At 69.4% G+C, this 21,796-nt stretch carries 12 protein-coding genes and 3 pseudogenes; 6 read left to right on the forward strand and 9 right to left on the reverse strand.

What is annotated here, in order from left to right:
• Nucleotides 1-48: 48 nt before the first annotated feature.
• The 4 genes from ACZ4N5_RS24685 to ACZ4N5_RS24700 all read right to left on the reverse strand — a co-directional run bounded on the left by ACZ4N5_RS24685 (nt 49) and on the right by ACZ4N5_RS24700 (nt 6,710).
• Nucleotides 49-1,710: a flavin monoamine oxidase family protein gene (locus tag ACZ4N5_RS24685; RefSeq protein WP_467759232.1), complete on the reverse strand. Its 1,662-nt coding sequence runs from the start codon at nt 1,708-1,710 to the stop codon at nt 49-51.
• A gap of 176 nt (nt 1,711-1,886) precedes the next feature.
• Nucleotides 1,887-2,621, reverse strand: coding sequence for a 4'-phosphopantetheinyl transferase family protein (locus ACZ4N5_RS24690; RefSeq protein ID WP_467759233.1), 735 nt, complete (start codon nt 2,619-2,621; stop codon nt 1,887-1,889).
• A complete protein-coding gene (locus ACZ4N5_RS24695; protein ID WP_467759234.1) occupies nt 2,618-3,589 on the reverse strand; it encodes a metallophosphoesterase family protein in 972 nt (323 codons plus the stop codon). Before ACZ4N5_RS24695 ends, ACZ4N5_RS24690 begins: the two co-directional genes overlap by 4 nt.
• Nucleotides 3,570-6,710 (reverse strand): LuxR C-terminal-related transcriptional regulator, encoded by a 3,141-nt coding sequence (locus ACZ4N5_RS24700; protein WP_467759235.1) that lies wholly within the window; start codon nt 6,708-6,710, stop codon nt 3,570-3,572. Before ACZ4N5_RS24700 ends, ACZ4N5_RS24695 begins: the two co-directional genes overlap by 20 nt.
• Nucleotides 6,711-7,277: 567 nt before the next feature.
• On the opposite strand from ACZ4N5_RS24700, the gene ACZ4N5_RS24705 reads away from it, so the two are divergent.
• The 4 genes from ACZ4N5_RS24705 to ACZ4N5_RS24720 all read left to right on the forward strand — a co-directional run bounded on the left by ACZ4N5_RS24705 (nt 7,278) and on the right by ACZ4N5_RS24720 (nt 14,688).
• Nucleotides 7,278-8,870, forward strand: coding sequence for an acyl-CoA carboxylase subunit beta (locus ACZ4N5_RS24705; RefSeq protein WP_467759236.1), 1,593 nt, complete (start codon nt 7,278-7,280; stop codon nt 8,868-8,870).
• Nucleotides 8,871-8,896: 26 nt separating this feature from the next.
• Nucleotides 8,897-9,886, forward strand: a complete 990-nt coding sequence (gene speB / locus ACZ4N5_RS24710) for an agmatinase (protein ID WP_467759237.1) — start codon at nt 8,897-8,899, stop codon at nt 9,884-9,886.
• Between the two features lie 488 nt (nt 9,887-10,374).
• Nucleotides 10,375-10,827: a hypothetical protein gene (locus ACZ4N5_RS24715; RefSeq protein ID WP_467759238.1), complete on the forward strand. Its 453-nt coding sequence runs from the start codon at nt 10,375-10,377 to the stop codon at nt 10,825-10,827.
• A gap of 300 nt (nt 10,828-11,127) precedes the next feature.
• On the forward strand, nt 11,128-14,688 hold the full coding sequence (locus ACZ4N5_RS24720; protein WP_467759239.1) for a choice-of-anchor D domain-containing protein: 3,561 nt from the start codon (nt 11,128-11,130) through the stop codon (nt 14,686-14,688).
• A 121-nt stretch (nt 14,689-14,809) separates the two neighbouring features.
• On the opposite strand, the pseudogene ACZ4N5_RS24725 reads toward ACZ4N5_RS24720, so the two are convergent.
• Nucleotides 14,810-15,601 (reverse strand): annotated as a pseudogene (locus tag ACZ4N5_RS24725) (DUF262 domain-containing protein); the annotation flags it as partial.
• Between the two features lie 893 nt (nt 15,602-16,494).
• A complete protein-coding gene (locus tag ACZ4N5_RS24730; RefSeq protein WP_467759240.1) occupies nt 16,495-16,857 on the reverse strand; it encodes a hypothetical protein in 363 nt (120 codons plus the stop codon).
• Between the two features lie 368 nt (nt 16,858-17,225).
• Between ACZ4N5_RS24730 and ACZ4N5_RS24735 the strand changes: the two are divergent.
• A pseudogene (locus ACZ4N5_RS24735) lies at nt 17,226-17,684 on the forward strand (IS3 family transposase); the annotation flags it as partial.
• Between the two features lie 470 nt (nt 17,685-18,154).
• On the opposite strand, the gene ACZ4N5_RS24740 reads toward ACZ4N5_RS24735, so the two are convergent.
• Nucleotides 18,155-19,009 (reverse strand): slipin family protein, encoded by an 855-nt coding sequence (locus tag ACZ4N5_RS24740; protein WP_467759241.1) that lies wholly within the window; start codon nt 19,007-19,009, stop codon nt 18,155-18,157.
• Nucleotides 19,010-20,459: 1,450 nt separating this feature from the next.
• Nucleotides 20,460-20,822, reverse strand: a complete 363-nt coding sequence (locus tag ACZ4N5_RS24745; protein WP_384787652.1) for a hypothetical protein — start codon at nt 20,820-20,822, stop codon at nt 20,460-20,462.
• Between the two features lie 216 nt (nt 20,823-21,038).
• On the opposite strand from ACZ4N5_RS24745, the pseudogene ACZ4N5_RS24750 reads away from it, so the two are divergent.
• Nucleotides 21,039-21,266, forward strand: a pseudogene (locus tag ACZ4N5_RS24750) (helix-turn-helix domain-containing protein); the annotation flags it as partial.
• Nucleotides 21,267-21,303: 37 nt separating this feature from the next.
• On the opposite strand, the gene ACZ4N5_RS24755 reads toward ACZ4N5_RS24750, so the two are convergent.
• Nucleotides 21,304-21,666: a hypothetical protein gene (locus ACZ4N5_RS24755; protein WP_326784222.1), complete on the reverse strand. Its 363-nt coding sequence runs from the start codon at nt 21,664-21,666 to the stop codon at nt 21,304-21,306.
• Between the last annotated feature and the right edge of the window lie 130 nt (nt 21,667-21,796).

Here is a 21,796-nt window from a genome sequence, read left to right on the forward strand (position 1 = left end):
GCCGCCCCCGTCCCGGGTCCGCCGGGACGGGGGCGGCGTCCGTTGCCCTCAGTCGTCGTAGGGCAGCTCCACAGGAGCCAGCGCGTCGAAGAGGTCACCGGGGCCCGGGTTGTCGGGGTGCGTGGCGCCGCCGAGGTGGTCGAGGACGGCCCACACCGCGTTGAGAGCGGTGGTCACCGCGCCCTCCGCGAAGCCGGCCGTCCACGACACGTCGTCGCCGCACAGGAAGAAGCCGCGCTGGTGCGCGGCGAGGTCGCGCTGCACGAACTGGGTGAACAGACGGCGCTGGTAGCGGTAGTGGCCGGGCAGGTTCGACTTGAAGGCGCCCATGAAGTGCGGCTCGTTCTCCCAGGTGATGGCGATGGGGTCGCCGACTATGTGGGAGCGGACGTCCACGTCCGGGTAGATCTCGGCCAGCCGCTCCAGCAGCACCTCCAGGCGCCGCGCGGTGCTCAGCGTGGAGATCTTCGCCGAGTCGTCGTTCCAGGTGTACGACAGACACATCACACCCGGCCGGTCCGGGCCGTCGTCGAAGAGGTACACCCCGCGCGGCATCCGGTCGGTGAGCGTCATACTCATCGCCGGCCGGCCGGTCAGCGGGTCGACGTCGTGCCAGAAGGGGCGGTCCGTGAGCACGAACAGTTTGGAGGCGCCCATGTAGTGGGTGCGCTCCACCGCCGTCCACAGCGGCGCGGTCAGCAGCGCCGGATCGCACGCCACCCGGTTCAGCAGGGTCCACACGTGCGGGGTGTACACCACCGCCGCGAACCGCTCACGGTCGCCGTCCGCGTCGGTGACGACGAAGCGGTCACCGTCGCGCGCCACGGCCGCCGCGGCCGGGCGGGTGCGCCCGCCGTGCAGCGAGGCCAGCGAAGTACCGGCCGGCCAGTGCGCGAGCGTGTCCGGACTGCGCTCCCACAGCCCCAGCGGCACGCGCTGTGAACCGCCCTCGATGGACACCTGGTTGTCGTCGGCCTCGGTGTAGACCACCCGCAGGATCTCCAGCAGCGAGTTGGGGAAGTCGGTGTCCCAGCCGCCGGAGCCGAAGCCCACCTGGCCGAAGATCTCGCGGTGCCGGAAGGACTGGAACGACGAACTCGTCGCGAGGAAGCCGTAGAACGACTGGTCGTCGAACTCCCTGACCAGCCGGTTCCATATCTGCTTGAGGATGTCCACGTCGCGGCGCTGCACCGCGGCGCGCATGGTGGCCAGCTCGGCCCGCTCCTGCAGGGCCTTCTCCCAGGCGACCGCCACCTCCTGGAAGACGTCCGGGAGTTGCTCCACCACGCGGGCGGTGTGCCGCTCGCCGCCCAGGTCGATCAGGGTGCTGGGGGTGGTGGGGGCCAACGGGTTCGGGAAGGGGCGGGTGGACAGCCCCAGCAGGTCCACGTAGTGGAACAGGGCGCGGGCGGAGAGCGGGAAGCGCATCGCCCCCATCTCCGCCACGCACCCGGGCGCCCCGGGGAAAGGCAGCGACCGCATCCGGCCGCCCACCTGCTCCGCCTCGTACACCACCGGGCGCAGCCCCAGCCGCATCAGTTCGTACGCGGCGGTCATCCCGGCCATCCCGCCGCCGACCACGGCCACCGGGGTGCCGGCCCGGTGCGCCGGCAGTGTGCCGAGCCCGGCCGGGTGGCGCAGCCAGTCGTCGTAGGAGAAGGGGAAGTCCGGTACGAGCATGGTGGTGGGAGGCGCGCTGGCTGACGTCATCTGGAATACCTCTCGGGCCGATTCCACATCGCTTCCGGGGAAACCGGAGACCTGTCCCGGCGAAGCGGGAACGCGCGGAGTCGGGCCGGGCCCCGTGAGGCGGGTCGCCGCGAGCGGCCCGGCGCGGTCGTGCCGGTCACCTCACGCTAAGGACCGGCCACAAACCCCGACAACCCCTATCCACCCTGGTTGCGCCCCGTACCCGGGGTACCGGGAGCCACGGCCGTCGCCCGCCGGGCCGGCACGGCGATCGCCGTCACGACGATGCCGCGCCCGGACAGCCAGCGGCCCGCGAAGCGGTCGACCAGCCGGCCGTCCGGGGCGTGCCGGGGCCGCAGCACGCGCGCCGCGAAGACGCCGCGCGCCGCGCCGGTGACGGCGTCCTCGTGCTCGGTGCGGAAGGCGATGTCGGCGTCGTCGAAGTCCAACTCGCTGCCCAGGGCCGGGAACCAGGTCTTGTAGACGGCCTCCTTGGCGCTGAACAGCAGCCGATCGCGGCACAGCCGCCCGCCCGCCCCGGCCCGTACCCAGGCCAGTTCGCGCGGCAGGGCGATCGACTCCAGCACCCCGTCCGGCAGCGGCCGGTCCGGCTCGGCGTCGATGCCGACCATCGCCAGGTCGGTGTCGCGGGCCAGCACCGCCGCCCGGTAGCCGGCGCAGTGCGTCATGCTGCCCACCACGCCCTCGGGCCAGCGGGGCACGTTGCGCACGCCCGGCAGCACCGGGGCGGGCGGCAGGCCCAGCGCCGTCATCGCGCGGCGGGCGCAGGCCCGTACGGTGGTGAATTCCTCGCGGCGCTGGTCGGTGGTGCGGGCCACCAGCTCCGCCTCCTCCGGGTACAGCGTCGCCGAGCCGTCCGGCCCGAAGGCCTCGACCGCGACGGCCGTGTCCGGCAGCAGTACCTCGATCACGCCCCTGCCTCCTGCGCCTGGCGCGCACCTGTCCCGGTGACGCTCTCCGCGCCGGCCGTGGTGCGGGCCTCCTGCCGGCCGGGGTCGGGCAGGATCTGCCGCAGCAGCCCCCTGGGATGGCCGCGGCGGCGCCACTCGCGCGGATAGCCGATCGACACCTCCTCGAACCGCACGCCGTCGTACCAGGTGGTCCTGGGAATGTGCAGATGTCCGTAGACGACCGCGGCGGTATTGAACCGGCGGTGCCAGTCGGCGGTGAGCACCGTGCCGCACCACTGGGCGAACTCCGGGTGCCACAGCACGTCCGTGGGCTCGCGCACCAGCGGGAAGTGGTTCACCAGCACCAGCGGCACCGCCGGGTCGTGCGCCAGCAGCCGCTTCCGGGTCGCCGCCACCCGGGCCCGGCACCACGCGTCGCGGGTCGGATGCGGGTCCGGGTGCAGCAGGTACTCGTCGGTGCACACCACGCCCGCCTCGTGCGCCCGGGCCAGCGACTCCTCCTTGGTCGTCGTGCCCGGTACCCGGAACGTGTAGTCGTACAGCAGGAACAGCGGGGCGACCGCGACCGGGCCGCCCGGGCCGCGCCACACCGGCCACGGGTCCTCCGGTGTGCTCACGCCCAGGTCCCGGCACAGCTGCACGAGGTACCGGTAACGGGCCTCGCCGCGCAGTTGCACCGGGTCCTCGCGCGCGGTCCACAGCTCGTGGTTGCCCGGCGTCCAGATCACCTTGGCGAAGCGCCCCGCCAGCAGCCGCAGCGCCCAGGCGATGTCGTCGGTCAGCTCGCCGACGTCCCCCGCGACGATCAGCCAGTCGTCCTCGTGTGTGGGGCGCAGCGACTCGGTGATGGGCCGGTTGTCGGCCATCCCGATGTGCAGGTCGCTGACCGCGAGCAGTCGCGGGGCGGAAGTCGTCCCGGTACCGGGGGCTTGGGCCACGGCGTACGGGTCATGCGGTGTGTGCGACATCTATGTCCAGACTCACCGGCAGGTCCTGACGGTGCGTTATGTTGATCTTCCGATAGACCCGGGTGAGGTGCTGCTCCACGGTGCTGACGGTGATGAAGAGCTTGGCGCTGATCTCCCGGTTGGTGTAGCCGTGCGCGGCCAGCGCCGCCACCCTGCGCTCGGCGTCCGTCAGCGCGGCCGACGTTGCCGAGTGCTGCCGGCCCGCGCCCGCCGCCCTGTCCGGGCGGGGCAGCACGGTGCGGTCCGCGAGGCGGGTCGGCGCGGCGCCGGCGGCCTGCGGGGGCGCGGTCTGCCGCTGCGCGCCGTCCGTGCGGTCCTGGCACGGCTGGAGCGCGCGGTACAGCTCCTGCGCGGCGCAGCCCTTGGCGATCCGACGGGCCCGCCGGGTGTGCAGCTTGAACTGGGCCGCGTCACCGAGCTGCTTGTACGCCGCACCCAGGTCGCTCAGTGCCCGTGCCAGCTCGTACCAGTCGCCGTTGTCCTGCAGCAGCGACACCGCCTCGCCCAGCAGCGCAGGGCGCTCCGCCGCCGGGCGCGCGGTGGCCAGCACCCGCAGCGCCAGCCCGCGCACCCGTGGACCGGCGTCCCCGGCGAGCTGCTCGCGGGCGAACCGTTCCGCCTCGTCGCGGCTGCCCAGCGCCAGCCACGCCTCGGCCACGCCCACCCGCCACGGCACCAGCGCCGAGCGGTCCATGTCCCAGCGCCGCATCAGCCCGCCGCAGGCGGCGAAGTCGTTCAGCGCCGCGTGGTGCCGGCCGGTGGCCAGCCGGTGCCGGCCGCGCGCGTAGAGGTAGTGCAGTCCGTAGCGGGTGCGCAGCATCGCCTCCGGTACCGGCCGGCGCACCAGCTCGCCCGCCGCCTCGTGGTCGCCCATCGCGGTGCGAGCCTCGATCAGCGCGGCCAGCGGCATCCCCACGCCCACGCCCCAGCTGTGCGGCGGCAGTTGCTCCAGCGCCTGTTCCGCCATGTGCCGGGCCTCCGCCAGGCAGCCCCGGCGCAGCGACATGTGTGCGCGCATCCCGCGCAGCACCGCCGTCCAGCCCGGCGCCCGCCGGTCCGCCGCCTCCGCCAGCAGCCGGTCCGTCCACACGGTCGCCGTGCCCAGCCGGTCCGCGTACAGCAGCGCCAGCAGACAGCCGCGCATCCCCAGGTGGGTCTCCTCCGTCAGCCGGGTCGTGGCCAGCAGCCGCTCCGCGGTGTCGGCGAGCTCTTCGTCGGCGGCCTCCCCCGCCCCGGCCGCGCCCAGCACCCCGCGCAGCACCCGCGCCGCCTCCAGCCGGGGATTGGCCGACGTCGGTACCGGGTCCCCGGCAAGGGCGGCGTCGGCGGCGGCGACCGGCGTCCCGTCGAGCTGCTCCAGGACCGTCGGGTAGGTGCCGGCCAACAAGAGCCACAGGGTTCGCAGTTCCGCGGCGAGCGGCTCGTCCGGCTCGTCCGGCATCTCCGCCAGCACCTGGCACAGCGCGCCCGAGGCGTCGTCGGTCCAGCCGTTCCACAGCAGGTCGCGCACGAGTCGCAGGGTGTCGGCGGGCGGCAGCAGCCCGTCGCGGACCGCGCCGAGCAGCGAGCGCAACTGCTGTGCCCAGGCCGAGGGTTCGACCCGCCAGATGTACTTGGCGAGCGCCGCGCGCAGCTGCATCCGCTCGGCCTCGTCCGCGCAGCAGTCCTCCGCCAGCCGCAGGCAGCGCACCGCCAGGGCGACGCGCTGCGCGGACAGCGCGGTGCGCGCGGCCTCCCGCAGCACCCGGGGCGCCCACTCCTCCTCGGGCGCGGGCATCTCGTGCGCGAGGAGCTGGGCGGCGACCACCATCGGCGAGGCGCCGTCCGCGTACAGCAGCCGGGCGGCGCGCAGCCGGAGCCGGGCGACCGCGTCGTCGGCCAGGCTCTCCACCACGGCGGCCCGCACGCCGCCGTGCCGGAACCGTGTGCCGGCGAGCACCCCCGCGCGGTCCAGGGCGCTCACCACGCGGGCCGCGGTGCGGTCCTCGACCTCCACCAGCCGGGCCAGCAGCGCCATCGAGCCCGCCGAGCCCAGCAGCGCGATGCCCTGGGCCACCCGCAGCCCTTCGGGGCCGGTGCGGTGCACGCAGATCAGCGCGTTGCGCAGGAACTGTTCGTCGGCCTGGCCCGCGACGACCGGGTCGGGCGCGGCGGTGTCGTCCGGGTACAGCTGTGGGTCGGCCGCCGGGTCGCCCAGCTCGGCGAGGTCCATCGGCGCGCGCGGACCGAAGGCATCGTCCGCCTCCAGCGGGTCCGGCCCGTCGTGTCCGTCGCCCGCGTCCGGAGCCGGTACGCGGTAGGGGTCTTCGCCGCCCGGCCGGCCCAGGCGGTCCTCCATCAGGCCGAGGACCAGCAGCGGGTTGCCGCCGGTCGCCGCGTGCAGGGTGTCTGCCAGGGCGGCGGTCTGCCGGGCGGTGCGGCGGGCCGGGCGCCGCAGGGTGCGCTGCCCGGCGGCCGGTACGGTCCCGTCCGGCCCGGCGCCGTGCCCGGCCTCCCGGGCCGCGAGCAGCCGTGCCACGCCGTCGACGCTCAGCGGCGCCAGCCGCAGGTGCACCCCGTGCCACTGGTGCAGCAGCTGCGACAGCACGCGCGGGGCCGGGCCGCCGGCGTACGGGTCGTGGGTCAGAATGAGGGAGATCGGCGCTCCGGGCGAGGGGGTTCTCAGCAGCGCGTGCGCCAGGCACTGCAAGGACTGCGGGTCGGCGTACTGCACGTCGTCCACCGCGATCAGCACCAGCCCCCGGGACCGCAGGGTCGTCAGCCTGGCGTGGAACGCCTCCAGGACGTCGAGGGGGACGTTCTGCGGCGCGTCAGGACCGGTGGGCGCCACGGGCGGGCGCAGCGGCGGCAGCCCGTCGACGGCCGGGGCGTCGCACAGCAGTTGCTCCACCACGCCGAAGGCGACGGCCTGTTCCGCGGGCGAGGGTACGGCGGTGAGCACCTGCGGGCCGGTGTCCGCGGCGGTCTCCAGCGCGCGGTGGAGCAGTGCCGTCTTGCCCGAGGCGACGGGCCCGCTGATCACCGCGATCCGCCCGGCCCCGCGAGCGGCGCCGGGAGCCGTGCCGGAGGCCGCCCCCGATATGAAGGAGGTGAGCCTTCCGATCTGTTCGTCCCGCTCCACCAACACAGCCGCGAAAGCCTCTCCGTTGTATGTGAAATGGCGCCGGCGGGGCGCGTTGCCGCACCCCCGTCCGCTCTCCCCGTCCCCGCACGGTACGGAGGTGTCAGGCCAAATCGTTTGGGATGCAGCGGGAATTCACTGCACTCGTCCCAGGCCGCACGACACCCCGGTTCTCCTCGTTCGGCGAGTTTCTCGAACTGTACCAACGACACGGCCCCCGATTGCGTCCGCGCCATTGCAGCTTCGCCCTGTCGTGTTTCCCGGGTAACGCCGAGGAATGAACGCCCAGTTACCTCTTGGGGGTGATCATTGCTGGTCAGGTGGGTAAGCATGCAGGATGGGACCCGAACCTCAGGGAAACCTCAAAGAATGGCCGCAGCGCGGGGAACTGGCCGATGGCCAGCCGCTATTGAACCCCTCTTCTTCTAGGGGTGATCGCGCCGAGAGTAGGGGTGGTCAGCGGTGTCGCGCCCATTGCCCGGGCCACTTGAATTACCCGACGTGGGCATTTGGCGCCCACGGGACCGCAGAGTCGCCCGCACCGCCGGGCCGGGTTGGGGATGGTGCATGTCGACGATCCGGGAGAGCGCTTCGGCACACGGGAGCGCCACGACAATCAACGGCAGGGTTGCCGAGTTGTGCGCTGTTCGTGAAGCCGCCGTTCGCGGTCCAAGCGAGAAGGCGACCGAGGCGCAGCATGCCAAGGGCAAGCTGACCGCCCGGGAGCGGATCGAACTGCTGCTGGATCCTGGGTCGTTCGTGGAGGTCGAGCAGTTGCGTCGGCACCGGGCCCAGGGCTTCGGTCTGGAGGCGAAGAAGCCGTACACGGACGGTGTGATCACGGGCTGGGGCACGGTCGAGGGCCGCACGGTCTTCGTGTACGCCCATGACTTCCGCATCTTCGGCGGCGCGCTGGGTGAGGCCCACGCCACGAAGATCCACAAGATCATGGACATGGCGATCGCGGCGGGTGCGCCGCTGGTGTCCCTGAACGACGGCGCGGGCGCCCGTATCCAGGAGGGCGTCTCCGCGCTCGCCGGCTACGGCGGCATCTTCCAGCGCAACACCAGGGCCTCCGGCGTCATCCCGCAGATCTCGGTGATGCTCGGCCCGTGCGCGGGCGGCGCGGCCTACTCGCCCGCGCTCACGGACTTCGTCTTCATGGTCCGCGAGACCTCGCAGATGTTCATCACCGGCCCGGACGTGGTCAAGGCGGTGACGGGCGAGGAGATCACCCAGAACGGCCTGGGCGGCGCCGACGTCCACGCGGAGACCTCCGGCGTCTGCCACTTCGCGTACGACGACGAGGAGACCTGCATCGCCGAGGTGCGCTACCTCCTGTCGATGCTCCCGCAGAACAACCGCGAGAACCCGCCGGTGGTCCACTCCGACGATCCGGTCGACCGGCGCGGCGAGGTGCTGCTGGACCTGGTCCCGGCCGACGGCAACCGCCCGTACGACATGACCAAGGTCATCGAGGAGCTCGTCGACGACGGCGACTACCTCGAGGTCCACGAGCGCTGGGCCCGCAACATCATCTGCGCGCTGGCCCGCCTCGACGGCATGGTCGTCGGCATCGTCGCCAACCAGCCGCAGACTCTCGCGGGTGTCCTCGACATCGAGGCATCCGAAAAAGCCGCGCGCTTCGTCCAGATGTGCGACGCCTTCAGCATCCCCCTGCTGACGCTCCTCGACGTCCCCGGCTTCCTGCCGGGCGTGGACCAGGAGCACGGCGGGATCATCCGCCATGGCGCCAAGCTCCTCTACGCGTACTGCAACGCGACGGTGCCGCGGATCTCTCTCATCCTGCGCAAGGCGTACGGAGGTGCCTACATCGTCATGGACAGCCAGTCCATCGGGGCGGACCTCACCTATGCCTGGCCGACGAACGAGATCGCCGTGATGGGCGCCGAGGGCGCGGCGAACGTCATCTTCCGCCGTCAGATCGCCGAGGCGGAGGACCCCGAGGTCATGCGGGCGCGCATGGTCAAGGAGTACAAGGCCGAGCTGATGCACCCGTACTACGCGGCGGAGCGCGGTCTGGTCGACGACGTCATCGACCCCGCCGAGACCCGTGAGGTGCTGATCAAGTCCCTCGCGATGCTCCGGACCAAGCACGCGGACCTGCCGTCCCGCAAGCACGGCAACCCGCCCCAGTGAGCCACCGGAAAGGTACCGATCCCACCATGACCGCCCACCCCAATGGAGTGACCCCGCCGGTACCGCCGGTGGAGTCGGACCGCACCGTCCACTTCGCGGGCCTCGCGACGTTCGGGCGGGTGCCCCGGCTCGACCAGGTGGACAAGGCGGAGGTCGCCGTCGTCGGGGTGCCCTTCGACGGGGGCGTCACCTACCGTCCCGGTGCACGCTTCGGCAGCAACGCCATCCGCGAGGCCTCCCGCACACTGCGCCCGTACAACCCCGCGCAGGACGTCTACCCCTACCACTACAGCCAGGTCGCGGACGCCGGCGACATCACCGCCAACCCCTACAACCTCGACGAGGCCGTGGAGACCATCGAGGCCGGCGCGGACGAACTCCTCTCCACCGGCGCCCGGTTGATGACCCTGGGCGGTGACCACACCATCGCGCTGCCCCTGCTGCGCGCCGTCGCCAAGAAGCACGGCCCGGTCGCCGTCCTCCACTTCGACGCCCATCTGGACACCTGGGACGACTACTTCGGCCAGGCGTTCACCCACGGCACGCCCTTCAGGCGGGCCGTCGAGGAGGGCATCGTCGACACCTCCGCCCTCTCGCACGTCGGCACCCGGGGCCCCATCTACGGCAAGCAGGACCTCGACGAGGACGCCAAGCTCGGCTTCGGCATCGTCACCTCCGCCGACGTGATGCGGCGCGGCGTCGACGAGGTCGTCGACCAACTGCGCCAGCGCGTCGGCAACCGCCCGCTCTACATCTCCATCGACATCGACGTCCTCGACCCCGCGCACGCCCCCGGCACGGGCACCCTGGAGGCGGGCGGACTGACCTCGCGCGAACTGCTGGAGATCCTGCGGGGCCTCAGCGACTGCAAGCTGGTCTCCGCCGATCTCGTCGAGGTCGCCCCCGCCTACGACCACGCCGACATCACGTCCGTCGCCGCCAGTCACGCGGCGTACGAACTGGTGAGCATCATGTCGAAGCAGATGGCCCCGGTGCGGTGGGGGACCGGGCAGTAGACGCCCCGTGGGCCCGTCCGGAACCCCTGCGCGCACCCCGTGCGCGGGGCCACCGGCTCTGCGGCGCGCAGGTCGCAGCATGGCGTCGCTTGAGCAGATTGCGGTGCCACGGCAAGAGCCTGTCGGGGCGTACCGGTAGCAGGAGGTTCCGGAGCCTGTCGTTCGGGCGGTGGCGGAGCGGTCCGGCGAGCACGGCATGATCCACCAGCCTGGCGCGCCCACCCCGCGAGCACCGGCCCCTCGCGACCTTCTGCACGTACAGACGTTGGACGGGAATCTCTGCACCGGCAACGCGCCGAGGGGCATGCCACGCCCCATGCGATATTTGCGGACTTCAGTAAGAAATTTGTAATAATCTGCATGGCCCATTCTTTGCTTCGTCGGAATCTAGCGCGGTGGATGGGGCTCTGTACGGTCGGGGCGCCGGTTTCCCGCACTCCTTGAAGGAGCATCAGGCGCTGACGGTCCCCGGGCCATGGCGACCGGCGGTGGCCGCCGTCGCAGTGGTCGGCGCGATGTGCGTGGCCCTCTTGCCGGCCGCCGTCACACAGTGGGTGCCGCCGTCCAGGGCGCTCCGGACCGGCCCGACGGCCCACGCTCCCCGGCAGGCGCAGGCGCAGGCGCAGGCGCAGGCGGCAGCGTGTGGTGGGTGCGACGACGCCGTTCTCGGTCGGGCCAACAGCTGCGGCATCTCCCTGGCCGTCGGTGCGAGGTGCACGGTCTCCGCCACCTTCGCACCCACCGCCTCCGGTGCTCGTGCCGGCACCCTCACCCTGACCGGCAACCAGTCCAACACCCCCACCACCGCGGCCCTCTCGGGCACGGGCGCCGACACCACCGGGGCCGACCTCGCCGTTGGCAAGCCCGCCAGTGAGTCCATCACCGCCGACAGTGGCCGGACCGCCGGCCGGGTGTCCGAATTCCGGATCTGGACCTCCTGACCCCTCGCGCCCCACCCCTAATGGTGCCGCCGGACACCCCGTCCGGCGGCACCGCCATGTGCGGGGCCCGGTGCTGGATGCAGCCTCAAGGCGTGACATTAGATCTTGCAGGCTGAATTTTTATTGTTGCAATGCTCTGTCTAGTTCTTGCGTGTCCATGTCGAGGATATTACGGTCCCCCTCGCGTCGTCAGCACCCCCTGCCTTCCCCCTGTCTCCCTTCTCCCCTTGAGTCCCGTTCTTCCCCCTCCGGCGGTGTTAGCGGCACAGTTCCGGCATTTCGTGTTGAAAGGAGTGGCACGTGTTCCATTCCATCCGAGATCTGAGACGAGCCCTCGTCTGGGCAGTCAGCACCGCGATGCTGGCCGCCGTCGGCGTCTTCGCTCTGGCTGTCCCGCCCGCCTGGGCGGCGACCGCTGCCACCGGCGGCAGCGGCGCGAGCCTGCCGTACGTCGAGGTGCAGGCGGAGAACTCCGCCACCAACGGCACACCCATAGGCCCCAGTTACACCCAGGGCCAGTTGGCCGATGAGGCGTCGTACCGCAAGGCGACGACGCTCCAGGGCACTGGCGAATACGTCACGTTCACCACGCCGGTGGCGACCAACTCGATCAACTTCCGGTACAGCATCCCCGACACCTCGGGCGGCTCGGTCTACACCGCCTCGCTCTCGCTGTACATCAACGGCGTCAAGCAGCCCGACTTCACCCTGACCAACGCCTACAGCTGGTACTACGGCAGCTACCCCTTCACCAACTCGCCGGGCAGCAACCCGCACCACTTCTTCGACGAGGCCCACCGCCTGTTCTCCACCACTTATCCGGCGGGAACGACCTTCAAGCTGCAGGTCGATTCGGGGGACACCGCCTCCTCGTACACGATCGACTTCGCCGACTTCGAGCAGGTCGGAGCAGCCCTGACCGCACCCTCCGGGGCGGTGTCGGTGACCAGCAAGGGCGCCGACTCCACCGGTGTGGCCGACGCGACCAGCGCGTTCAACGCCGCGATCAGCGCGGCCGGCCCCGGCGGCACCGTGTGGATCCCGCCGGGCACCTACAACATCCCCGGCCACATCAGTGTCAACAACGTCACGGTCGCCGGCGCCGGCATGTGGTACTCGACCGTCACCGGCACGGCACCCGGCTTCTACGGCAACTCCGCACCCTCGGCGAGCACCAATGTGCGCCTGCAGAACTTCGCGATCTTCGGCAATGTGCAGGAACGCGACGACAGCGCCCAGGTCAACGGCATCGGCGGCGCGATGAGTGCATCGACCGTGGCGGGTCTGTGGATCGACCACATGAAGGTCGGCGCCTGGATGGACGGGCCGATGGACGGGCTGACGTTCAGCGGCATGCGCATCCGCGACACCACCGCGGACGGCATCAACTTCCACGGCGCCGTCACCAACTCGAAGGTGACCAACAGCGACATCCGCAACACCGGTGACGACGGCATCGCCACCTGGGCGGACTCCGGTATCGGTGCCGACGCCAACGACACGATCTCCAACAACACCGTGTCACTGCAGATCCTCGCCAACGGCATCGCGATCTACGGCGGCCACGACAACACCGTCAGCGGCAACCGGGTGGTGGACACCGGCCTCGCCCAGGGCGGCGGCATCCACGTGGGGCAACGCTTCACGTCGACGCCGGTCGGCACCACCACGATCTCCGACAACACCATGATCCGGGACGGCAGCCTCGACCCGAACTGGCAGTTCGGCGTGGGCGCACTCTGGTTCGACGGCAGCCAGGGCGCGATCACCGGCCCGATCAACGTGACCAACGCGCTGATCCAGCAGAGTCCGTACGAGGCCGTCCAGTGGGTCGAGGGCACCATCAGCGGGGTCAACCTCAACAACGTGACCATCGCCGGCACCGGAACCTTCGCCCTCCAGGAACAGACCGGCGGAGCGGCGAAGTTCACCAACGTCACGGCGACAGGCGTCGGTTACTCGTCCCCGGTGTACAACTGCTCGGGCGGGAACTTCGTCGTCACCGACGACGGCGGCAACTCCGGCATCAGCGGCACCCCGTACTGCGGCGGTTGGCCGGCTCCGGTCTACCCGCCCTACCCGTCCGAAGGCGTGACGGCCACCCCCGGCGCGCTGAACTTCGGTTCGGTCCCGACCGGTTCGACGAGCGCGGCTCAGACCGTGACGGTCTCCAACCCGACCAACAGCGCCGCGTCCGTCTCGTCGATCTCCACCAGCGGCGACTACTCCCAGACCAACACGTGCGGCTCGTCGATCGCGGCGAACGGCTCGTGCACCGTCAGCGTGAAGTTCACACCGACGGCGACCGGCAGCCGTAACGGATCCCTGACCGTCAACGCGGGCGGGATCACCAACACGGTCAGCCTCTCCGGTACCGGCACCACGCCGGGCCCGGTCCTGAACACCGACCCGGCGAGCCTGTCCTTCGAGGGCACCGTGGTCGGCTCGTCGGCCACCGCACAGACGGTGAAGGTGACCAACTCGGGCACCGCGTCGGCGAACGTCTCGGGAGTGTCGGCTTCCGGCGACTTCAGCCAGACCAACAACTGCGCCACCCTCGCGGTCGGCGCGTCCTGCACGGTGAACGTCGGGTTCAAGCCCACCACGGGCGGCACACGCAACGGCAACCTGACCATCACCAGCAACGCCAACAACAGTCCTACCGTCGTCTCCCTGACCGGCAGCGGCATCGACAGCACCACCAACATCGCCGCCGGACGGCCGGCGACGGCGAGTTCGAGCAGCAGCCCGTACGTGGCCTCGAACCTCACCGACCCGGACGCCTCGACGTACTGGGAGGGCACGAACGGTTCGTTCCCGCAATGGGCCCAGGTCGACCTCGGCCAGAACTACAGCGTCGGCAAGGTCGTGCTCAAACTCCCGCCGGCGACGGCGTGGTCGGCCCGCACGCAGACGCTGTCGGTGCAGGGCTCCACAGACGGCTCCAGCTTCTCCACGATCAAGGCATCGGCCGGGTACACCTTCGACCCGAACGCCAACAACAACACGGCGACCATCACGTTCAGCGCGGCCACGGCGAGATACGTGCGGGTGAACATCACCGCCAACACGGGCTGGAACGCGGCCCAGTTGTCGGACTTCGAGGTGTTCCCCAGCAGTGGCGGTTCCTCGCCGGCGACCTTGTCGGCCAACCCGACGTCATTGACGTATCCCACCCAGGCGCTCAACACCTCCAGCAGCGCGCAGACGGTCACGGTGACCAACACCGGAACCGCGGCCGCGACCCTCTCCGGCATCAGCGTCACGGGTGACTTCTCGCAGACCAACAACTGCGGGACGTCGATCGCGGCGAACGCCTCCTGCACGGTGAACGTGACGTTCCGGCCCACCGCGTCCGGCACCCGCGCCGGCGATCTCAGCATCGCCAGCAACGCGTCGAACGGCACGACCACGGTCGCGCTGACCGGCACCGGCGCCGGCACGGTGAGCAGGAACCTGGCGGCAGGCGCGGCCACCACGGAGTCCAGCCACACCGACGTGTACCCGTCGTCGAACGTGACGGACGGAAACCAAGGCACCTACTGGGAGAGCGCCAACAACGCCTTCCCCCAGTGGGTTCAGGTCGACCTCGGTTCCGCACAGAGTGCGAGCCGTGTCGTCCTCCAGCTCCCCGCGGGCTGGGGCGCCCGCAACCAGACGCTGTCCCTGTCGGGCAGCACCGACGGCTCCTCCTTCTCCAGCATCAAGTCGTCGGCCGCCTACACCTTCGACCCCACCACCAACAACTCGGTCACCATCACGTTCACCGCGACCACCCAGCGATACGTCCGGGTGAACATCACGGCGAACAACGGTTGGCCGGCCGGTCAGCTCTCCGAGTTCCAGGTCTGGAACACCTGACCCGACCTGACGGTGCCGCCGGGCGCGCTCGCGCCCGGCGGCACCGACCACCGAAGGCCACTCGACCAGTGGAGTCCAGATGGGTGTCACGCGCAGAGTCTTCTTGAGAGCCGCGATCGCGTCCACCGCGGTGGGAACACTCGGGGTCGCCGGCATAAGCGGCGGTGAGGAGTTCGAAGACGTTCAGGGGCACGCCGCCGGTGTTGACGCGCTCGAACACCGCGCAGACGGCGTCCATCGAGGTCGAGGCGGCCAGCCGGATCATCGGGACCTGGAAGGCGCGGACCTGCTGGAGGACCAGGTCGTCGAACTGGCCCCAGCGGTCCCAGTTCCGTTCCTCGTCCGCCTTGATGTAGCCCTTCTTCCACTGGTTGACGCGCTGGGCGTCGAAGACGAGGTGCAGCGGGAAGAGTCCCGCCGCACACTCGGCCTCCTGGGTCCTCAGATCCAGCACCACCGTACGGTTGAAGTCGGTGCGGAGGACTTTGTCCGCCGGGACGGACAGGATCGCCTCGTCGCGGTCGGCGGACGGTCCGACGGCCTTCTCGATGTCGACGTAGTACCAGCGCTCGATGGGCTTGCCGCGGGAATCGGACGTCTCCACCGGGGCGTCCAGCCACAGTGCCTGGAAGAGTGAGGTGAGGCGCTGCTGTCCGTCCAGCAGCAGGAGTTCCGCCTTCGGATCGCCTTCGGCGCGGGCCCCCGTGAGCGTGCGGGAACGGAAGCGGGTGGCACCCCCGGTCTGCAGCGTCATCACCACGCCGAGCGGGTAGTCCAGCGTCACTGTCGCGATGATTGCCCTGATCCGGTCGTCGTCCCACTTCCAGTTCCGCTGGAAGTCGGGCAGTTGTAACGCCCCGGAGGCGACGTCCGCGAACACGTCCCTGAGCTTCAGATTGTCCAGTGCCGCCATGTGTCTCTCTTCTCGCCCTGTCGCGCGTACGGAGAGTGATTCCAAGATGGGTGGCAGCGCAGTCCACGACCGAGCGGCCACGTCGGTAGGCGAACGCTGCCCGGTGCGGTTGAAAGCCGACTGGAAGGGTCTCCAGGCGGGCCAGGATTTCTTGCTGCATCTCGGACAAGCGCGGGACCGGGGCGTGCACGGTCCGCAGTCCGCCGCGGTGCTTGGGTATGCGGTGCTCGGTGTAGGGGTAGATCGAGCCGCTGACCACCGCCTCGAGGAACTGGTCCGGGGTGAGATCCGCGAAGTCGTCTGTCGTCGTCACCGAACCGCCTCGTCCCCGCTGGTGAGACGCAGTCGGCGAGCCTCACCTTGAGTGTGGTTTTTCCAAGCCCGACACGCGGGCGGTCCGCTGTATCCCTCCGCCGCCCTGTGCAAGCACAGGGACCGATCCCCAGCACCTCGGTGTGATCAGCACCGAGGTGCCCCGGACCGGAGGGCCCATCGCAAGGGATGGGTTCCTGAGACCCGCCGACTGCGTTGAGCCGGATCGTAGCCTCCCTGCAATTCGAACTCACAGGCAGGTAGCCCGATGACACACGGAACCACAGTGCTTCGGAAGCGGCTTGGCAGTTCGACGATGGCCACGACGTTGACCTGCGCGTGATCGTCCTGAACGGCGAGGGTGGCGGCGTGTACGGCGGCGCGCTCTGACTCACATGGTCACGAACCGGGCATCATGCCACTTCGCCGAGGCGCCGGCGCACCAGATCGGCATCGATCTCCAGCATCGCGGTCGGCACCTCGCGTTCACCGAGCTTCGCACCCGCCAGCACTCGCAGCATTGGCATCCCGGCGGGTGCGAACGTCGGACAGCATCACCAGGAAGGAATTGCCGTCGCCCATCAGCGTCCGCGAGGGCGCCGGGAGATCACTTGGGGGAGGCTGCCGTCCCTCCAATAGCCGTCCAGGACCGTGAGGAGTCGTTCGGGGTCGTCGAAGACCTCGGAGGTCCGGTCACCGTATTCCGCCAAGAGCGGGTCGCTCTCGACCATTTTGCGTTCGGCCGCGGTGAAGGAAGACGAGTATGCGTGGCAGTCGCCGCACCACAGGTAGTTGAACCATGACGGTTCGGTCCGGCCGTAATTCTCGTGGTGGTAGTCCCGCATCGCGACGTGGCCGCAGATCGGGCAGGTCCGTTCGGTCAGGGGCAGGTGCAGTTGGGCGCCGAGTGTCTCGCGGTGATGTTGGTCGTAACGGCGGATCATGGATCGGCCTCTCAGAGGGGGCTGGGTACAACGGTCGTGGAGTCGGCCGAGGGAGGATGCGCTCCCTCGGCCGACCCGGCTCCATTTGCCCGGCAGCGGCACGGAGACGTCCGGCCGGCCCGGGGTGTGATTGATCGCTACCGGATATTTTCCGCCACATCATCTGGCCGAACTCTTCGGCCTTCTCCTCGGACCCGGTGTCGCCGAAGTTGGCCATGCGGTTGTGGTGGTAGGTCTCATGGAAGAACGTCACCACGGCCTCCTTCATGTCTCGCAGGCCCTTGTTCGAGATCTGGATGATCGGCAGCCCGTTCCGGCCCAGGTTCGGGCGTTCGGTGTAGGGGTAGGTCGTCTTCATCGTGTGCGGGGGGTGGGTCTACTGCGCGGCGGTCCTGGACACGTTCAGCCGCAGGATCGTGGGCTGGTCCATCGACTCCAGGCAGGACTCCACCCTCGTGGTCAACGCGTTGGACATGGCCATCCGCAACCGCCGCCCTGAGCGGGGCGGGATCGTTCACGCCGATCACGGAACCCAGTTCACCTCCTGGGTCTTCGGGGAGCGGATCCGCTCCGCCGGCCTTCTGCCGTCGTTCGGCACCGTCGGGGACGGCCTGGACAACGCGATGATGGAGTCGTTCTGGTCCTCGATGCAGATCGAGCTGCTCAACCGCAGGCGGTGGAAGACCCGGGTCGAACTGGCCAACGCGATCTTCGAGTTCATCGAGATCTGCTACAACCGCCAGCGACGCCACTCAGCATCGGGTTATCGCACCCCCATCGAGTACGAACTACTCTCCGAGAACGACACCACCCCGGCTGCTGGTTAGTCACCGAGCCTGGAGCCCAAATGGTGGGGCAGGTCAAACCTGTCACCCGAACCTGCATCAGACCCGTTCTCTTCTGCTGGTGGCACACGTGCCGTGCCCGCACTGACCTCGGAAACGGGACCGTTGTCGGCGGCGGGCGGTGACTTGGTCCGGGAATGGCCCGCGAGTAGCCGGAATCGTCGTCGCAGGGGGTGAACTAGCGCCCGCAGCCCCGAATGCAGCGGACGGCGATGGAGCGCTCGGGGAGACCGAGCATGTGGGAGACGCTGGCGCAGGAGCGGTCTCCGACGAGGCGGAGAGCGAGTTCGACACGGTCGAACAGGAAGGCGGCCAGGCGGCCGCACGGAGGGCCGCCCCGGAACATGCGTGTCAACTGGCAGTGAGCCGCCGGGGTCAAGGACGTCCGGCGCACGACGGTGTCCTGCCAGGACACCTGTCCTGGCAGGACACCGCCGTGGTGACGCGGTTGATCAGACGGTCTTGGTCGCCCCGTTCATAACGGGGTCCGGGCTGGTCGTGGTGCCGTCGGCGGGCGGCGGCGTCGCGGCGTGCGCGGCCGCGGACTCGCGGGAGAGGAAGGAGCCGAGCTCGCCGATGGTGCTCATCAGCGGGGCGGGGAAGACGACGGTGGTGTTCTTGTCGACGCCGATCTCCACCAGACTCTGCAGATTGCGCAGTTGGAGGGCCAAGGGATGGTCCATCATGATGTCCGACGCCTCCCCGAGGGCCGCAGCGGCCAGGGACTCGCCCTGGGCATTGATGATCTTCGCCCTCTTCTCCCGCTCGGCCTCGGCCTGACGGGCCATCGCGCGCTTCATGCTGTCGGGCAGTTGGATGTCCTTGAGCTCGACCAGGGTGACCTCCACGCCCCACTCGACGGTGGCGACATCGAGGATCTCGCGGATGTCCAGGTTGATGCGGTCGGTCTCCGACAGTGTCTCGTCCAGCGTGTGCTGCCCGACGACCTTGCGCAGCGTGGTCTGTGCGATCTGATTGATCGCCGCATGTACGTTCTCGATCGCGATGACCGACTTCACGGCATCCACGACGCGGAAGTACGCCACCGCCGACACGTCGACGCTGACGTTGTCCCGCGTGATGATCCCCTGCGACTGGATGGGCATCGTGACGATCCGCAGCGAGACCCGGTGCAAAACATCGACGAACGGAATGATGAACCGCAGACCGGGAGAGCGAGGGCCCACCAGCCGGCCGAACCGGAACAGCACCCCCTTCTCGAACTGCTTGACGACCTTGATGGCCATGGCGATCGCCACGACGACCAGCAGGGCCACCACGACGATAAGGAAAACGAGTACTCCCATGTGCTGCTCCTCAGATAGGGCACGAGACCGCCGGCTCTTCGTGCTCCAGCCGGAGCACGAAGGACACGGAAGCCGGACCGGGCTTGTGCGCCAGAAGGGTTGAAATGCCCTCAGTGGCGGCCCCGTTGGGCTCCGCAGTTCGTGCCGTGTTCCGAGCATGGCTCGCTGTCCACGCCGAAGGCAGGGGCCAACCGGTCCCCATTCCGTTTCTCACCGTCGGCCGGAAGGCCGGAAGGCCGGAAGCCCGGCCAGGCAGGGCCGATCAGCCGGGAAAAGCAGAACGGGGGCGGGGTGCTGTCGGCGTCGGGCAGGGGCGGCGCTGTCCAGGGAGCGCGCCACCCGTGTCGGCCAGGCCATTCCAGTAGGGCGCCCGAATGTGGGAGTCGACTGGCAACTGTGGCTCCAAGAGATGGACTTCACCGGGCGCGATGAATACGTCGTTTCAGCACATGCCGCTCCGCGACCCGTCCGACGGGAGCGCTGGAAGTCGAGGCGCCCCTCGAAAGGGATCAACTCGGGGCCGACCAGCGGTCGGCGCATTCACGCCGTGCGTCACCCGCCCCGGTTGCTGGGCTGCCGCGTGGCCGTGATCGGTTACGAGAAGGCGGTTGAATCCGAAACGGGACGAGAGCCCCTGCTCGCGTGCCCATGTGACTGGCGCGGTGTCAGGAACGTCAGCAACGGGTCAGTGTGAGTCCTCCGACACTTGGCGGCAGCTGACCGAACATGCGAATCGAGATAGTCTCGGGAGACCGCTTTTGACCTGTGTGAAGCAGGTAGGGAGCAGACATTTCGGGAGTTTCTTCATGTTTCGCACCATGTTCAAGTCCAAGATCTAGCGTTTGGGTGTTTCCGCAGTTCAGAGCCCTGATTGCCGTGCTGGGGTCAGCAATTGGTCAGCATGAGGCAGGACGGTGTCCCGGCTTGATCGACCTGTATCCGGGGTGGAGGCCTCCTGCGCCCCGCTCAGTGCCTCAGGAGTGGTGCGTACTTGCACGGCTGACGGTCTGGCCGGTCTGGAAGTTGTGTCAGCTCGCGCCAGCCGGGGCCAGCACGCGTGGGCAACGTGGAAAGTGACGCCCTCAAGGGCCAGTTCGACCGTCGTGTTGGTCGGTCGAACTGGCCCTTGAGGGCGTCTCGTTGGCTGACGGATCAGCCGGCGGAACCTTTTGCGCGTCTGCCCGCCCGGCCACAGGATCGCCCCTACCCTTCGACGGCCGTGGAAGCGTGCTGCGCTGAATGGAGAGTTCCGCTCGGAGCCCTCTGAGGCCGAGTCGTGTTGCTGATCAGCAACACGACTCGGCGCTCGCGCGCCGGTTTGGCGCGGACCTTCAGCATCGCGGTCGGCGCCTCATGCTCACCGAGCTTCGCGCCCGCCGGGCTCACAGCACGGGCACGCCGTCGGGTGCGATCGTCAGACGGCATCAAAGGAAGGCGCTGCCGTCGCCCATCAGTGTCCGCGGGGGCGGCGGGAGATCGTCTGAGGGAGCTTCCCCGTCTTCCAGTAGCCGTCGAGGATCGTGAGGAGTCGTTCGGGGTCACGGAAGACCTCGGCGATCCGGTCGCCGTACTGCTCAAGGAGCGGGTCACTTTCGACCATCTTGCGGCCTGCACCCGTGAAGGACGACGAGTAGGCATGACAGTTGCCGCACCACAGGTAGTTGATCCACGAAGGTTCGCTGCGGCCGTACTTTGTGTGATGGTAGACACGCATGGTCGTGCGGCCGCAGATCGGACAGGTTCGCTCGGTCACGGGCAGGTGCAGTTGGGCGCCGAGCGCCTCAAGATGCTGCTGGTCGTAGGGGCGGGGCATGGGACCAGGACCTTTCTGGGGAGTCGGGGCGGACGCCGTGCGGGAAGGCCGCGGTGGAAGGCGATCCCACCGCGGCCGGCCAGTCGGCGATTCAGCTCACTGATCGTTTTCAGAGTGGCCACCGATGGGGTGACGACAGGGTGTACGCAACGCACGAAGCACCCGTGCCGTTGAGGGAGGTGTTCGAAGTCTCAACTCATCAGCACAGGTGCCTCGTTGGTCTCCTATCTTGCCGCACTCGACCTGTCCCATGCGCTGGTCGAGTGGCTCACCATGCTCATCGTCACCCGCGAGGGTGACCGCCGCTGCAAGCTCCCGCCGCACCAACGGGCGTTGATCGGTCTGGTGTACCTGCGCAAGCATGACACCCTGGCCCAGATCGCTGTCGCCTTCGGCATCTCGGCCGGCACCGCCCACGCCTACACCACCGCGATGATCGATCTCTGCTAGCCGCTAGCCGCTAGCCGCTAGCCGGCAGCCGTCAGCGTCTGCGGGGGCGCCGGGAGATCACCTGAGGGAGACGGCCGGACTTCCAGTAGCCGTCGAGGATCTTGAGGAGTCGTTCGGGGTCGTTGAAGACCTCAGAGATCCGGTCGCCGTATTCCGCGAGGAGAGGGTCGTTTTTGACCATCTCGCGGCGGGCGTTTGTGAACGACGACGAGTAGGCGTGGCAATTGCCGCACCACAGGTAGTTGATCCATGATGGATCAATCCGGCCGTACTTTTCGTGGTGATAGTCACGCAGGCCGACATGGCCGCAGATCGGGCAGGTCCGCTCGGTCACCGGAAGGTGCAGTTGCGCGAAGAGCGCCTCACGATGGTGTTCGTCGTAGCGGCGGAGCATGAAGGAGACCTTTCTGGGGTATGCAGGGGCGTCACCCGGTCTGCCGCAGCGGGACAGTCTCCCGCTGCGGCAGACGGACGATATGCCGGACGACACGGTATGGCGCCGGGCCGACCGGCTGTTCAACGCA

This window comes from Streptomyces sp. NPDC026500, from assembly GCF_055567635.1.

Excerpts from the sequence above, each read along its gene's own strand:
- ACZ4N5_RS24685 (WP_467759232.1), bottom strand. The coding sequence starts at position 1,710 with ATGACGTCAGCCAGCGCGCCTCCCACCACCATGCTCGTACCGGACTTC.
- ACZ4N5_RS24705 (WP_467759236.1), top strand. The coding sequence starts at position 7,278 with ATGTCGACGATCCGGGAGAGCGCTTCGGCACACGGGAGCGCCACGACA.
- ACZ4N5_RS24695 (WP_467759234.1), bottom strand. The coding sequence starts at position 3,589 with ATGTCGCACACACCGCATGACCCGTACGCCGTGGCCCAAGCCCCCGGT.
- speB (WP_467759237.1), top strand. The coding sequence starts at position 8,897 with ATGACCGCCCACCCCAATGGAGTGACCCCGCCGGTACCGCCGGTGGAG.
- ACZ4N5_RS24755 (WP_326784222.1), bottom strand. The coding sequence starts at position 21,666 with ATGCTCCGCCGCTACGACGAACACCATCGTGAGGCGCTCTTCGCGCAA.
- ACZ4N5_RS24730 (WP_467759240.1), bottom strand. The coding sequence starts at position 16,857 with ATGATCCGCCGTTACGACCAACATCACCGCGAGACACTCGGCGCCCAA.
- ACZ4N5_RS24745 (WP_384787652.1), bottom strand. The coding sequence starts at position 20,822 with ATGCCCCGCCCCTACGACCAGCAGCATCTTGAGGCGCTCGGCGCCCAA.
- ACZ4N5_RS24740 (WP_467759241.1), bottom strand. The coding sequence starts at position 19,009 with ATGGGAGTACTCGTTTTCCTTATCGTCGTGGTGGCCCTGCTGGTCGTC.